This is a genomic window from Paraburkholderia terricola, assembly GCF_003330825.1.
Taxonomy (GTDB): domain Bacteria; phylum Pseudomonadota; class Gammaproteobacteria; order Burkholderiales; family Burkholderiaceae; genus Paraburkholderia; species Paraburkholderia terricola.
Genome location: NZ_CP024941.1, coordinates 2,027,404 through 2,041,887, shown reverse-complemented (window position 1 = coordinate 2,041,887; position 14,484 = coordinate 2,027,404). Strand labels below are relative to the sequence as shown.

General features: G+C 67.4%; 10 protein-coding genes. 4 read left to right on the top strand and 6 right to left on the bottom strand.

Annotated elements, in window-relative coordinates:
- The first annotated feature begins 1 nt into the window (after position 1).
- Positions 2-1,405: a hypothetical protein gene (locus CUJ90_RS09175; RefSeq protein ID WP_114162491.1), complete on the top strand. Its 1,404-nt coding sequence runs from the start codon at positions 2-4 to the stop codon at positions 1,403-1,405.
- Between the two features lie 105 nt (positions 1,406-1,510).
- Here CUJ90_RS09175 and CUJ90_RS09170 read toward each other — a convergent pair whose 3' ends face one another.
- The 3 genes from CUJ90_RS09170 to CUJ90_RS09160 are packed head-to-tail and all read right to left on the bottom strand — an operon-like array spanning position 1,511 to position 4,866.
- On the bottom strand, positions 1,511-2,272 hold the full coding sequence (locus CUJ90_RS09170) for an endonuclease/exonuclease/phosphatase family protein (protein ID WP_073431514.1): 762 nt from the start codon (positions 2,270-2,272) through the stop codon (positions 1,511-1,513).
- The gene (locus CUJ90_RS09165) at positions 2,269-4,533 is read right to left on the bottom strand and encodes a VTT domain-containing protein (protein WP_114162490.1); all 2,265 of its coding nucleotides are present in this window, start codon (positions 4,531-4,533) and stop codon (positions 2,269-2,271) included. The genes CUJ90_RS09170 and CUJ90_RS09165 overlap by 4 nt, the downstream gene beginning before the upstream one ends.
- A gap of 6 nt (positions 4,534-4,539) precedes the next feature.
- The gene (locus tag CUJ90_RS09160) at positions 4,540-4,866 is read right to left on the bottom strand and encodes a hypothetical protein (RefSeq protein ID WP_073431513.1); all 327 of its coding nucleotides are present in this window, start codon (positions 4,864-4,866) and stop codon (positions 4,540-4,542) included.
- Positions 4,867-5,326: 460 nt separating this feature from the next.
- Between CUJ90_RS09160 and CUJ90_RS09155 the strand changes: the two genes are divergently transcribed.
- Positions 5,327-6,202, top strand: a complete 876-nt coding sequence (locus CUJ90_RS09155; protein WP_073431512.1) for a manganese catalase family protein — start codon at positions 5,327-5,329, stop codon at positions 6,200-6,202.
- 146 nt (positions 6,203-6,348) lie between these two features.
- On the opposite strand, the gene CUJ90_RS09150 is transcribed toward CUJ90_RS09155, so the two are convergent.
- Positions 6,349-6,774 (bottom strand): NUDIX hydrolase, encoded by a 426-nt coding sequence (locus CUJ90_RS09150; RefSeq protein ID WP_073431511.1) that lies wholly within the window; start codon positions 6,772-6,774, stop codon positions 6,349-6,351.
- 214 nt (positions 6,775-6,988) lie between these two features.
- Here CUJ90_RS09150 and CUJ90_RS09145 point away from each other — a divergent pair, with 214 nt between their 5' ends.
- Positions 6,989-9,709 (top strand): outer membrane protein assembly factor BamB family protein, encoded by a 2,721-nt coding sequence (locus tag CUJ90_RS09145; RefSeq protein WP_114163499.1) that lies wholly within the window; start codon positions 6,989-6,991, stop codon positions 9,707-9,709.
- A gap of 203 nt (positions 9,710-9,912) precedes the next feature.
- On the opposite strand, the gene CUJ90_RS09140 is transcribed toward CUJ90_RS09145, so the two are convergent.
- Positions 9,913-10,995 (bottom strand): glycosyltransferase family 4 protein, encoded by a 1,083-nt coding sequence (locus CUJ90_RS09140; RefSeq protein WP_114162489.1) that lies wholly within the window; start codon positions 10,993-10,995, stop codon positions 9,913-9,915.
- 234 nt (positions 10,996-11,229) lie between these two features.
- Between CUJ90_RS09140 and CUJ90_RS09135 the strand changes: the two genes are divergently transcribed.
- Positions 11,230-13,536, top strand: a complete 2,307-nt coding sequence (locus CUJ90_RS09135; RefSeq protein WP_114162488.1) for an FdhF/YdeP family oxidoreductase — start codon at positions 11,230-11,232, stop codon at positions 13,534-13,536.
- Between the two features lie 51 nt (positions 13,537-13,587).
- Here CUJ90_RS09135 and CUJ90_RS09130 read toward each other — a convergent pair whose 3' ends face one another.
- Positions 13,588-14,181 carry a hemerythrin domain-containing protein gene (locus CUJ90_RS09130; protein ID WP_167449650.1) on the bottom strand — a complete coding sequence of 198 codons (594 nt, stop codon included), beginning with the start codon at positions 14,179-14,181 and terminating at the stop codon, positions 13,588-13,590.
- Positions 14,182-14,484 lie beyond the last annotated feature (303 nt).

Genomic DNA, 14,484 nt, shown 5'->3' with positions numbered 1-14,484 from the left:
CATGGCCGTCCAGATTCGTCGCAACGCGCCGCCCGATGCCGTGCAGGGGCGCTCCGATTCACCGGATGCGACCCGCGGGACCAGCGGCGCGCGTGGCCGGTCGAAGCGTCTTTCGGCGAGTGGCGCGGTGCTGCAAGGTCTGAAGCAGATGACCGGCTGGTCGCGCTCTTCATCGGTGAAACCGCAACGGCCACCGTTCGCCAGCCTGCCGCCGGCTTCCTCGACCGTGCAGGAAGATCTCGTCGGCGATACCGTCAAGTGGATCAACCGTAGCGCCGCCGCCCGGCCGCAAGGCACGCCGAAGTTGACGCGCGAGCAAGCGCTGGCAGGAGGCAAGCCCGTGCCGAGGCGCGCGCCGCCGCCGCCTCCGCGAGCCGGCAACGCGGCGTCTTCCATCCAACTCGACGATGACGACGATCTGATGGAACTGCACACGGCAAGCGGCAAGGTCATCACCGCGCCGCGCCCGGAACGGGCCGGCAACGCGGCGTCTCCCATCCACCTCGAGTTGACGCGCGAGCAGGCCGTGGCAGCAGGCAAGCCCGTGCCGACGCGCGCACCGCCGCCGCCTCCGCGAGCCGGCAACGCGGCGTCTCCCATGCCTCTCGACGATGACGACGATCTGATGGAACTGCACACGGCAAGCGGCAAGGTCATCACCGCGCCGCGCCCGGAACGGGCCGGCAGCGCGGCGTCTCGCATCCACCTCGCGTTGACGCGCGAGCAAGCCCTGGCAGCAGGCAAGCCCGTGCCGACGCGCGCACCGCCGCCGCCTCCGCGAGCCGGCAACGCGGCGTCTTCCATCCACCTCGACGATGACGACGATCTGATGGAACTGGATACGGCAAGCGGCAAGGTCGCCCCCGCGCCGCGGTCCGCCGTGACGCAAACGCCACCGGGCAGCACTTCAAGCGCCGCGCACCGTCAGTCAGGCCATGGACCGCTCGGACCGCGGCGCGCCCGCAGCAGTTGGAAACCGGACCTCGCCACGATTCACGAGGAAAAACATAGCAGCGGCCCGCTCAGCTCCCTCGGGGCGCATTACGACGGCATCATGCGGCAGCTTCGGAGCGCGAACACGCAGGCGCAAAACGCATTGACGCAACCTAGAATCCCGCTTTTCGCAAGCACGAAAAAGAAACGGGCCATCCTCGAAGGCAAGCGCGGCGAGTTGCAGCAACATGCCGCCGCGCTCGGCCGTTTACTGAACGAAAGCGGCTCGGCCGCCGTCGACGAAAAAACAGTTCGCCAGCTCGGCCGTGAAACTCATCCCGAGATACCGGTCAGCCAGCTTCGCGCCGTGGATCGGGACATCGCGGAAACGTTGCGGCAACGGCGTCACGTTCAGAAGACGCTGGAAACGGTTCACAAATGGATCGCCGAAATCGATAAAACGCTTGCGTGAGACGGTTCGTCCGCTGAAATCGCACGCGCGGAACGGCTTTCGCTATCTTCGCCGGAGGTTCGTTCACTCGCGCCGCGCGGCGGCGGCCCGGCGAGCCTATGAACCTCAGCGCAGCACGCGCGCGATGACAGGCAGATGATCCGACGCGACCCGCGCCAGATCGCTGCGAAACACCTGCACGTCGACCAGACGCTGCACCGGATGCACCCACACGCGATCCAGCGCGAAGGCGGGAAAGCGCGACGGAAACGTGCGCGGCGCGGCGGCCGGCCGGAAGTGCGCCAGCAGCGCGCGCAACGGACGGCCCCAGACGAACCATTCGTTCAGATCGCCGAGCAGGATGACCGGCAGTTCGGGCGTGTCGAACGTATCGAGCAGCAGATCGACCTGGGCGCGGCGTTCGCGCGACGACAGGCCCAGATGGGTCGCGACCACACGCAGCACGCCGCTGCCGGTTTCCACGTCGACGTCCAGCGCGCCGCGCGCCTCGCGGCTGCCGAACGAAAGGTCGAGCGTGCGCACCGCGCGCACCGGCAGATTGGTCAGCACCGCGTTGCCGTAGCGCCGTTGCGGCGTGTCGAGCGTCGGCCCCGGCACGCCATGCAAGCCGGTGATGTCGCTCAGCACAGGCAGCACGTCGAGGCTGCCCGTGCCGCCGAGCGGCACTTCCTGCAACGCGACGATGTCCGCGTTCAGGGCGGCGATCACTTCGCCGATGCGTTCGGCCGAGCGCCGCCCGTCCGTGCCCACGGCGGCATGAATGTTGTAGGTGGCGATGCGCAACACGTCGCTCGCATGTTGGTGCGCCGGCGCGGACCGCGCTTGCGGGCGCTCCAGGGCGATCGCGTCCGCTTCGCGCCGGCTCATCGCCGCCCCGCCAGAATGCGCCGCAGCAGCAGCGACAGGCCGACCAGCGCGACGCCGATCGCGGCCACCACCATCAGCGAGAACGGCGTCGGGTGACGCACCGCCGACACCAGTTGATGCGCGAACGACGTGGCCAGCACGACGCCCGGCGCCATGCCGATCGCCGTGCCGGCGAAGAAGTCGCGAAAGCGGATGCGCGACGCGCCGGCCGCCAGATTCACGATCGAAAACGGCGCGGCCGGCACGAGCCGCAACACGATCACCGCGAGCAATCCCTTTTGATGCAGGCGTTCGCTCAGCCGGTTCAGTTTCGGTCCGGCGAGTTCGCGCACCGCGTCGCGTCCGAGCCACGCGCCGACGGCCCAGCCCGCGGCGGCGGCGATCAGCGTGCCCGCCATCGCGTAGGCCGCGCCCGTGAGCGCGCCGAACACGAAGCCGGTCACGGCGATCAGCAGCGTCACGGGCACCGACAACAGCGCCGCCAACGCATAGCCCGCCACGACCGCCGCCGGTCCGAGACGGGTGGCCGCGAGTTGCTCCACACCGTGCGTGAGCGACGTGAAGCTCAGCGGATGGCCGGCCGGCGTGAAGCGCCAGATGATCGTCAGCGCGACCACCGCGAGCGCGAGCGCGCCCAGTACGAGCAGCCTGGCGGTGAGCGACCGGTGGGTCGGCTCGGGCAGGAACTGGCGGATCAGTTCGTCCGGCGCGATCGGCGCTTCGGCATCCAGAACGTGGACCTTGTCCGCGAAATCGCGAAACTCCTCGGCGACCTCGGGGGTGAGCGGGACGAGCGTGCGCGCGCCGTGCTTCAGGCTCGCGATCGCGGGGTTCAGCCGGCCGTGCCGTTCGAGCGCCTGCGCGACCTCGGCTTCGCTCGTGTCGAGATGTTCGGCGAGCAACGCGTTGCGGATGCGCGCGATCGTCGCCTGCGCCTGGGGATCGCCGCGCGCGTCGATCGCCACGCAGCACTCGGTGTCGAGCACCATCGAGCGGTTGTTCAGGTTCGCCGTGCCGATCAGCAGCACGCGCTCGTCGACGATCATCACCTTGCTATGCACGTTGACGAAGACGCCGCGCCCGGCGTCGATCGCCGGGGCGTACATCGCATAGCGGCCGTTCGGATCGGCGTCCTGGATGAGCCGGTGCAGGCGCGCCCGCAGCACGCCCATGGTCGCCTCCTGGAGCCAGCCGCTCTGCTTGAACGGACAGACCACCGCGACGTCCGGGCCGGGCGTGCGGCCGATCCGCTCGCACAGCGCGGCGCCGATCGCCCCGGCGGTGAAATACTGGTTCTCGATGTAGATGTTGCGGCGCGCCGCGGCCACCGCCGCGACGTGCAGCGCCCGCACCTGATGCACGGCCTCGCGTCCCTCGTAGGCGGGCTCCGTGAGGGCGATGCCGAGGTCGATGTCGACGAAGTCCGGCGTCACGCTGGAAGGCCACAGGTGCGGGTTCACGGGCCCGGGCTGGAACGGCCGCGGCGCCGTGCGGGAGCGGCGCGAACGCTGCCAGCGCTCGTGCACGAGCCGCGCCATCGCGCTCGCGGCGGGTCCGTCGAACATCATCTGCACGTCGTGGATCGGCTGATAGCGGGTCTTGCCTGGATTGCGCCGCGCGGGGTCGTCGGGCGCGTGCGCGGGCGTGTCCCAGCGCGCGCTCGTGAGATCGATGCCGCCCGTGAACGCGAGGCAGTCGTCGATGACGACGATCTTCTGATGATGCGATGCGCCCAGCGGATGGCGGCCGTCGAGCCTGAACGACAGCCGCCGGTGCGTGTGCCAGCTCGGCTGATACGAGGGCAGCCATTCGCGCTCGAACGCGTAGAGCATCGCGAAGTCCCAGCCGAGCACGTGAATGCGCAAGTGCGGATTGGCGTCGACCGCCGCGCACAGGAAGTCGGCGAGACCGTCGGGCAGTCCGTCGCCCGCGCCGCCGGGCACCAGTTCGATGCGGCTGTCGATGTCCCAGCCGACGATGAAGATCGAATGGCGCGCACGCGGAATCACCTCGCGCAACACGGCGTAATAGCGCGCCGCGTCGATGAGCACGGCCGCGCGCCGCGCGCGAACCAGCCACTCGCAGGTCTCGCGAGGCCGCAGCAGTTCATCGTTGGCGTCGGCGGGCGCGGGCTCGTGCGCTTCATCGTGCGCATCGTATTGCTTCGGGCGTCGCAGCGCCTTCCGCGTGTCGGGCGCGTCGGGCGCGTGGGGCACGGACGTATCGAAGGAATCCGACGCGGACAGCTCGGGTTTGCCCATCGGAGTTCACGCCTCCTCGTGCGGCCAATCGCTCGCGGCGATCATCGCCAGTTCCGCGCTCTCGGCGGTCAGCTTCAGATCGAAGCCGACATGCGACGCCTCCTGAACCTGCAAGGCCACGTATTTATAGGCATCGACCGGATGAGGATTCGGCGCGGCGTGGCCCGGCCAGCGCACGTTCAGCCGGAACCGCAAGCCGGCCTCGGTCGTCGCGGGTTCGCATCGCGACACGATGCAGCCGGATCTCAGGTCGAGCACCGCGTCCTCATGCAAAAGCGCCTCGAACTGCGGCAATCCCGCGAGAAACGCAATGATCGGATGTCGACTGGACATGGACGCACCTCCTCTGAGTTTCGTGAACCAGGTCTTGCTATCGAACGGCGTTCCCCACGGCTTCTGGCGATTGTATTTGTGGATGCACGGCTTGAACTTTTAACAGACGTATGCGCCGTGGAGCGCGTCGAGCGGGCTTTTCGGGCGTATGCCTTAAGTGGCTCGCAATGATCGTGCACGGTCCGCGCGGTCGAGTTTGCGGGTCGATTCGAGGGCGATTCGATCGGCATGAGAAAGGCGTCGCCGTCGAACGAAGTCGCCTCGTGATCTCACCGCCAGGTATGCCGCATGCGGCAAGCGAGGCGGCCGTGAGCGGTCGCCGCAAGCGCACGAAGCCGGGGGCGTTGCGCCGCTCACGCGCATAGCCGCAGGCGATGTCCCGCCGGCCTGACCCGCTTGCGGCACGTCCACCATCGACGCCGAGGCAATGGCGATTGTTCTACTTTTCAATGGAGAGATCATGTTCGTTCACAACAAGCGCCTTCAATACACAGTACGCGTGGCGGAGCCCGATCCGGGCCTCGCGAATCTGCTTCTCGAACAGTTCGGCGGACCGCAGGGAGAACTCGCCGCGGCATGCCGGTATTTCACGCAGGCCGTCGGCGAGGACGATCCGGGGCGCAGGGACATGCTCTTCGACATCGCAACCGAAGAGCTCAGCCACCTGGAGGTCATCGGCTCGATCGTGGCGATGCTCAACAAGGGCGGGAAGGGCAAACTGGCCGAAGGCGTCGACGAGCAGGCCGAGTTGTACCGCTCGCTGACGGGCGGCGGCAACGACTCGCACATCACGGCGCTGCTCTACGGCGGCGGCCCCGCGCTGACCAATTCGGCCGGCGTGCCGTGGACCTCGGCGTACATCGACACGATCGGCGAGCCCACCGCCGATCTGCGCTCGAACATCGCGGCGGAAGCGCGCGCGAAGATCATCTACGAGCGCCTCATCAACGTCACGGACGACGCCGGCATACGCGACGCGCTCGGCTTTCTGATGACCCGCGAGATCGCGCATCAGAAGTCGTTTGAAAAAGCGCTCCATTCGATCCAGCCGAATTTCCCGCAAGGCAAGCTGCCGGGCGTGGCCGAGTACGCCAGCGTCTACTACAACATGTCGTCGGGCGACGACGCGCCGCGCGGGCCGTGGAACGAAGGCCCGAACTGGGACTACGTGGAGTCGCCGCAACCCGCGGTGGACGGTGGCGACGGACTCGCCTCGGTGAACGTCAGCGCGCCGGATGCCGAAACCTTGCGGGCGATGGCGGGGCGCACCGCATCCGACGTCACGGCCGACCCCGTTACCGGCGCGGACCTGGGCTCGGGGCAGCAACGCACCTGACCGTGAAGCGGGCGGAGGCGTGGCGGGAAGCGGGACCAAAAGCGGGACGAAAAGCGGGACGAAAAGCGTGACGAAAAGCGTGACGAAAAGCGTGACGAAAAGCGGGACCCAAAGCGGGACGCGGGCGATCGAACCGCTCCGCCCGCTCATCGGCCGCGTTGCGCCGGCAACGCGTGCAGCGGGCTCGAACGGCGCCCCGGACCGACCGGACTGTTCTCGCCGAGCAGCACCTGCACGATGCCGCGCGTCGAGATGCTCACCCACGTCACGCCCACGTCCTTTGCGCGAATCCAGCGGCACCGGCTGATTTCATGGTCGGGCAGGGCGACCGCCGTGGGCGGCAGATGCGCGGCGAACACGTAATGGCGAGTCCGCGCGCCCCAGAACTCGAACACATAATCGAGCGCGATCCCGCTCAGGCGCGTTTCCTCGGCCAACTCGCGCAGGGCGGCCGCGTGCGCGGGCTCGCCGGTCTTGCAGCGTCCGCCGGGCAACGCCCATCGTCCGTTGGGCCGGGCGACGAGGAGAATCCGGTTGGCGCGGACGCAGAGAACGGTGGCTCTGTGTTTCATGGCGGCGATGGCGTGGTTTGCAGGCAGGGTTTAGCGAGTTTGCTGGCCGGGTTTGCTCGCACCGAAGCATGCGGCGTGCCGTGAGCAGGAACCGCATGTGCTACTTCCAAGGCAATTTGTCTGACGCTGCGCGTCGTTCGCGCCGCCTGAGTTTTCGAACGTCTCCGGCTTGCCCGGAGTTTTTCTTCGAATGCCTTTTGCCGAGGTCACCGTTATGTCGACGCCGCGCCGCTTTCCCGTCGCTCTCGCGCTTCCCGCCATCGTGTTCATGCTCATCGGCCTGGTGGTGGCCGTCGGGGGCGTTTGGCTGATCTCGCTCGGCGGCTCGTGGTACTACCTCCTCACCGGCATCGGCATCGCGCTGACGGGGCTGCTGGTGGCGATCCGGCGGCGTTCGGCGCTGCTGCTGTTCGCGCTGGTGCTGTTCGGCTCGACCGTGTGGGCGGTGACGGAGGCGCGCTTCGACTTCTGGCAGTTGCTGCCGCGTCTGTGGGTGTGGCTCGTGCTGGGCCTATGGCTGCTGTTGCCGCCCGTGACCCGCAGGCTGGTGTTCGGGCCGCCGGGCGCGCATCGTCAAGGCGCGTTGCCGCTCGCGGCCGCCGTCGTGCTGACGGTGTTGCTGGGTATCGGCACGGCGTTCAATCATCCATACGACCATGCCGGTTCGATCGAGGTCGGCTCGGCTCCGCCCGCCGCGCCGCTGGCCGGCGACGCGAACCGGCAGGCCGGCGACTGGACCGATTACGGCGGCTCGCCGCTCGGTCAGCGCTATTCGCCGCTCGCGCAGATCACGCCGGCCAACGCGGGTCAATTGAAGGTGGCCTGGCAATTCCAGACCGGCGACAAGCCCGGCCCGGACGACCCCGCCGAGACCACGGCCGAGAACACGCCGATCAAGGTCGGCGACAAGCTGTTTCTGTGCACGCCGCATGGCATCGTCATCGCGCTCGATCCGGTCGCGGGCAAGGAAATCTGGCGCTTCGATCCGCATATTCAGAGTCCGGCGGGTTTCAAGCATTGGGAGCACATGACCTGCCGCGGCGTGTCCTATCACGACGACAGTCTTTATCCGGCGAAGGCGGACGTGGGGGCTTCCGAGGCTGCTGTCGCGGGGGCACAGGGCGGTGCGTCGGAGGCGGTTTCGGCGTCTGAAGGTTCGGCTTCTTCGGCGCCTTCAGCGGCTGCCGGTTCCGAAGCCTCGGCGCCTCCAACGGCTGCGGCTGCGTCGGGCGCCGAGACTTCGGCGGCGGCTTCCGCCACGCCTGCCGCCGCTTCCGGCGTCGAGGCGTCTTCCGCGCTTGCCGCCGCGCCTGGTCCCAAGGCTTCCGCTACGTTCGCGACCAGGCCCGCCTCGGAATCCGCCGCGCCGGCTGCTTCATCGGAACCCGCCGCGCCGTCCGCCGCCGCGCCCGCGCCGAGCCTCGCCGCCGAATGCCCGCGGCGGATTTTCCTGCCCACCGCCGACGCGCGCCTCATCGCGCTCGACGCCGACACCGGCCGGCCCTGCGCGCACTTCGGCAGCAACGGTCAGATCGATCTGCGCACCAGCATCGGACCGTTCACGCCGGGCGGCTACTATTCGACGTCGCCGCCGGCGGTCACGCGCGACCTGGTCATCATCAGCGGCCATGTGACGGATAACGAATCGACCAACGAGCCGTCCGGCGTCACGCGCGCGTTCGACGTGCGCGACGGCCACCTCGTGTGGAACTGGGACGCCGGCAAGCCCGACGCCACCGAACCGCTCGCGCCGAACCAGACCTACGTGCGCAACTCGCCGAACATGTGGTCGGTGTTCAGCGTCGACGAGAAACTCGGCATGGTGTATCTGCCGCTCGGCAACCAGACGCCGGACCAGTGGGGCGGCCTGCGCACGCCGGCTTCCGAGAAAGTCGCGGCGGGCGTCGTCGCGCTCGATCTGGCGACCGGCAAGATGCGCTGGAATTACCAGTTCACCCATCACGATCTGTGGGACATGGACGTAGGCGGCCAGCCGAGCCTGATCGATCTGCAAACCGCGAGCGGCGTGCAGCCGGCGCTGATCGCGTCGACCAAGCAAGGCAGTCTGTACGTACTCAATCGCGAAACCGGCAAGCCGATCGTGCCGATCACGGAAACCCCGGTTCCCCAGGGCGCGGCAACCGGCGACCACACGTCGCCCACGCAGCCGGTTTCCGCGCTCAATTTCAATCCGCCCAAGGTGCGCGAGCGCGACATGTGGGGCACCACGCCGTTCGATCAACTGTGGTGCCGCGTGAAGTTTCGTTCGCTGCGCTACGACGGCGCGTTCACGCCGCCGTCGGAACAGGGTTCGCTGGTGTTCCCCGGCAACTTCGGCGTGTTCGACTGGGGCGGCGTCGCGGTCGATCCGGTGCGGCAAATCCTGATCGCCAATCCGAGCTACATGGCCTTCACGTCGAAGCTCATTCCGCGCGCGCAGATTCCCGTGGACAACGGCGAGAAGAAAGGCAGCGAAACGAGCGGCATCAAGATGGCGCGGGGCACGCCGTTCGGCTTCGAGTTGAACGCGTTTCTTTCGCCGCTCGGCATTCCTTGCCAGGCGCCGCCGTGGGGTTACGTGGCGGGCGTCGATCTGCGCAGCAACCAGATCGTGTGGCAGCACAAGAACGGCACGATTCGCGACAGCGCGCCGTTGCCGATTCCGATGCCGCTCGGCGTGCCGAGCCTCGGCGGCATGGTGACGACGGCGGGCGGCGTCGCGTTCCTCTCCGGCACGCTCGACTACTATGTGCGCGCCTACGACGTGCGTACCGGCGATAAGTTGTGGCAAGCGCGCCTTCCCGCGGGCGGCCAGGCCACGCCGATGACCTACGCCGGCGGCGACGGCAAGCAGTACGTGCTGGTGACGGCGGGCGGGCACGGATCGCTCGGCACGAAGCAGGGCGATTACGTGATCGCGTACAGGTTGCCGTAGCGCGTCGCCCTGGTGCGCTCGCTGCGAAGCGGCGCGCGCACCCAGGCGACTTTCGTCATGCCGCGCCTGCCGGAGCGACGGCGCAGTTGCGCGAATGCGATGTTTGAACGCCGGCAGCGGCCCGGCCGCGAGGGAAGCATCGGTGCGGCGGTTGCAGTGGCAAGCGTTGCCAGCGCCGCAAGCGCCGCAAGCGCCGCAAGCGCTCAGCGCCCGTACATCGAATAGTGTGCGACCGGAGGCTGCGCCGCCGCGCGCCGGTCTTCGAGCAAGCCTTCGTAGATGCTCAGATAATCCGCGGCCATGCGTTCCGCCGTAAAGCGCGCCTCGAACGATCGGCGGCACGCAACGCGATCGATCCGCGCGATGTTCGCCACCGCGTCGACGGCTTCGTCCACGCCGTCGACGATGAACCCGTTGACGCCGTGCTCCAGCACTTCCGGCACCGCGCCGCGGCGAAACGCGATGACCGGCGTGCCGCACGCCATCGCCTCGATCATCACCATGCCGAACGGCTCGGGCCATTCCACCGGAAACAGCAACGCGCGCGCGTTCGCGAGCAACGCCCGGCGAAGGCCGCCGCCGACCTCGCCGAGATAGTCGGTGAAATGCGCCGATTGCTTCAGCAGCGGTTCGACTTGCTGAGTGAAATAGTCGCGCTCGCCGGGATGAACCTTGGCGGCCATCCTGAGCGGCCAGCCTGCGCGCCGCGCGATTTCCACCGCGAGATCCGGCCGCTTGCCGGGCATCATGCGGCCGAGAAACAGCAGATACGATCCCGGCTCGGGCTGCACTTCGAACTCGTCGAGCGGCAGGCCGTGATAGACGGTGCCGCGCCAGTTCGCCCACGGCACCGGCCCGCGCTGATCGTTGGAGATGGAGACCAGCGGCGCCGCGGCGAATTCACGAAACAGCGGACCGTGGTCGACCGGAAGCAACTGCCCATGCAGCGTCGTGAGCGACGCGATGGGCAACGAGTCGGCCAGCGGGAAGTGCAGCGGATCGCCGTGAAAATGCACGACGTCGAACTCGTGCGCGAGATGCGCGACGCGCGCCAGTTGCCTCACGTGATGCGTAAGGGTGTCCCACACGCCGGCATCGCGCCAGAGTCCGCGTTCGCAGACGGGCACGAGCCGCGCGCGCGTAGTCGAATCGGCGCTCGCGAAAAGCGTGACGTCATGGCCGCGCCGCACGAGTTCCTCGGTGAGATACGAAACGACGCGCTCGGTCGCGCCATAGGCGAGCGGCGGGACGCTTTCATAGAGCGGGGCGACCTGGGCGATTTTCATCGTTGCTTTCGAACTGTGCGAGGGTTGTTTTCCACGGTGGTGGGTCACGGCCGTCATGGCCGATAGGTCAGAGGGATGCAAGGCGTGCGCGTTATCGCTGCCTTCACCCTCGTTATCGCTGCAGCAGCATCGGCTGTGCCATCGGAAACGGGGCGATCCCTGGCGCGCACATCGCGACGCGGGCATCGCGGTTGCTGCGCTGTGTTGCCGATAGCGTGTTGACCGGAGCGAGCGATGACCACCAAGCGCAATACCGAAGCCTATCCCTACGCCTCCGGCGGATGGGGTTCGCTCAAAGCGGTGACGAGGATTCTCACGCAGGAGCATGTCGCGTTGAAAGACGGCCGCGTGCTCGCGAAACAGAACAAGCCCGACGGCTTCATGTGCGTCAGTTGTTCATGGGCGAAGCCCGCCGAGCCGCACCTGTTCGAGTTCTGCGAAAGCGGCGCGAAGGCGACCGCGTGGGACACGACATCGAAACGGGTCACGCCGGACTTTTTCGAATTGCACACGGTCGCCCAGCTTTCCACCTGGCACGACCACGATCTGGAGGCGGCCGGCCGGCTCACCGCGCCGCTGCGTTACGACCCGGCCACCGACCGCTACGTCAAGGTGAGCTGGCAGGACGCGTTCGACGAAATCGGCCGCGAGCTCAACAGCATGCGGCCCGCGAGCGTCGTGTTCTATACGTCGGGGCGCGCCTCGCTCGAAACCTCATACATGTACCAGCTTTTCGCGCGCATGTACGGCACGAACAATCTGCCGGATAGCTCCAATATGTGTCACGAGAGCACGAGCGTCGGCTTGAAAAAGGCGATCGGCGCGGGCGTCGGCACCATCACGCTCGACGACTTCGAGAAGACCGATCTGGTGTTCTTTTTCGGCCAGAACGTCGGCACCAACAGCCCGCGCATGCTTCACCAGTTGCAGGACGCGCGCAAGCGGGGCGTGCCGATCATCACCTTCAATCCGCTGCGCGAGCCGGGTTTGATCCGCTTCGCCAACCCGCAGTCGCCGCGCCAGATGCTCACGCCGAACGACACGCTCATCAGCACGCAATATCACCAGGTGAAGAACGGCGGCGACTCGGCCGCGATTCTCGGCATCTGCAAGGCGGTGATCGCCGCCGACGACCTCGCGCGCGAGCAAGGCCGCGAGCGGATCATCGACGTGCCGTTCATCGAGCAACATACGCAGGGCTACGACGCATTCGCCCGTTACGCGCGCGACGCGGCATGGCGCGACATCGAGACCGTCAGCGGTTTGCCGCGCGACGCGCTCGAAGCCGCCGCGAGCGAATACATGAAGGCCAACGCCGTGATGATTCACTATGGCATGGGCCTGACCCAGCACCGGCTCGGCGTGCAGAACGTGCGCATGCTGTGCAATCTGCTGTTTCTGCGCGGCAACATCGGCAAGCCGGGCGCGGGCCCCTCGCCGGTGCGCGGTCATTCGAACGTGCAAGGCCAGCGCACGGTGGGCGTGACGGAGAAGCCGGAACTGGCGCCGCTCGACAAATTGGCGAGCCAGTTTTCGTTCGAGCCGCCGCGCGAAACGGGCATGAATACCGTGGAGGCTTTCGAGGCGATGATCGCGGGCAAGGTGAGCGCGGTGTTCAACCTCGGCGGCAATCTGGTGCGTTCGGTGCCCGACCGCGCGCGGATCGAGCCCGCGTGGCGCAAGCTGCGGCTGACCGTGACCGTGGCCACCAAGCTCAACCGCAGCCAACTGGTGCACGGCGAGATCGCCTACATTCTGCCGTGCCTGAGCCGCATCGAAATCGACCGGCAGGCGAGCGGCGAGCAAGCCGTTTCGATGGAGGACAGCACCGGCTGCATGCATGGCTCGCGCGGCATGGTCGAGCCGGCCGGCGACGACGTGCGCTCGGAGCCGTTCATCGTGGCGGGCATGGCGAAGGCGACCTTGGGAGAGCGTTCGAGCGTCGATTGGGACGCCTGGAAAGACGATTACTCGATCGTGCGGGAAGAAATTGCCAGGACCTATCCCGAGATTTTTCACGACTTCAACGCGCGCATGTGGACGCCGGGCGGTTTCTTGCGGCCCTTGCCCGCGCGCGAGCGCAAATGGCAGACCGAAAGCGGCAAGGCGGAATTCACGGTGCCCGAAACCTTGGGCGAGGACCCCGACATGCCCGAGCGCGAACCCGGCGCGCTGCGGCTCATGACCTTGCGCTCCGACAGTCAGTTCAATACGACGATCTATCATCACGACGACCGCTTCAGGGGCGTGAAGGGCAACCGCATGACGCTGCTGATGAACGCCTCCGACATGGCCGCGCACGGCCTCGCGGAAGGCGACATCGTGACGTTGCAGACCATCGCGGACGACGGCGTCGACCGGCGCGTGACCGGCTTTTCCGTGAAGACGTACGAGATTCCGCCGGGCTGCATCGCCGGGTACTACCCGGAATGCAATCCGCTGCTGCCGCTTTGGCACTGCGCGAAGGAAAGCAAGGTGCCGGGCGCGAAATCCATTCCGGTGCGGATCGTCGAGACAGGGCGGCAGCACGAAACGGCGTGAGCGTGCCGCCGGCCGGTGTCTTGTATGTCGCTCGGTGCCGCTTAATGCCGCTCAATGCTCGCGGGCCCGCCGCGGTTCGCGCGCTTTCGGCAGGCAATGCGTGACGCCGAGCACCAGCATCGCGCCGATCAGAAAGCTCGCCACCGGGAACGTGCCCATCGTATTGAGCGCGATTTCCGCGGGACGCTGCCCCAGCAGTTGCAGCCTGCGCCGCGTCATGCTGGCACCGAGCGAATGAAGCTGCGTCTGCAAGGCGCGCTCCGCGGCCGGTAAAAGGACCGTTTCTTCGTCCGCGGCGTGGTGGATGACCTCGCGCATCAGTTGCATGAAGAGCGCGTCGTAGGCCGCGTTTTCCGGGCCCATCGCACGCAGCCGGTTGATCGTCGCGCGCATTTCGTTGTGTTCCGGAGCGCTTTTGGCGAGCGTTTCGTCGTCGCCCATCACGGCCGCCAAGGCCGGATAGAAAATCTCTTCCTCCAGTTGCGCGTGAATCTCCAGCGCCGCACAAGTCGAATTGACGATCGCCTGCTTGCGCCACCAGGGGCTCGTCGCGTGATAACGATGGAACGCGGCAAGCGCGTGCATGTGATCGAGGCGAATCATCGCGGTGATGCTCGGGGACATTCTGGACGTATCGGTGGACATGGCGTTTCTCCATGATTGACGCCGGTATCGCGCGCATCGACGGGCGACGCCAATGCGGCGTGACCAAGGACGGATGGCGTGCGGCAAGCAATGGGCAGGAGAATCCGGGGTCCGAAGTTCGCCTGCGCGGCTCGAATCCCGCATGCGCTGTACCTGCTCGCGGCGATTGGCCGGGCGCACCGCCATCACGTCCGAAGCGGACCGCCGCGTTGGTCCGGGGCAGCAGCGGAATGTTTTTTGCTGCACGGTTCGCTGTGCCGTGACCGTGCGCGACCCGATGCGCGGTGCACGATTCGCGGTACA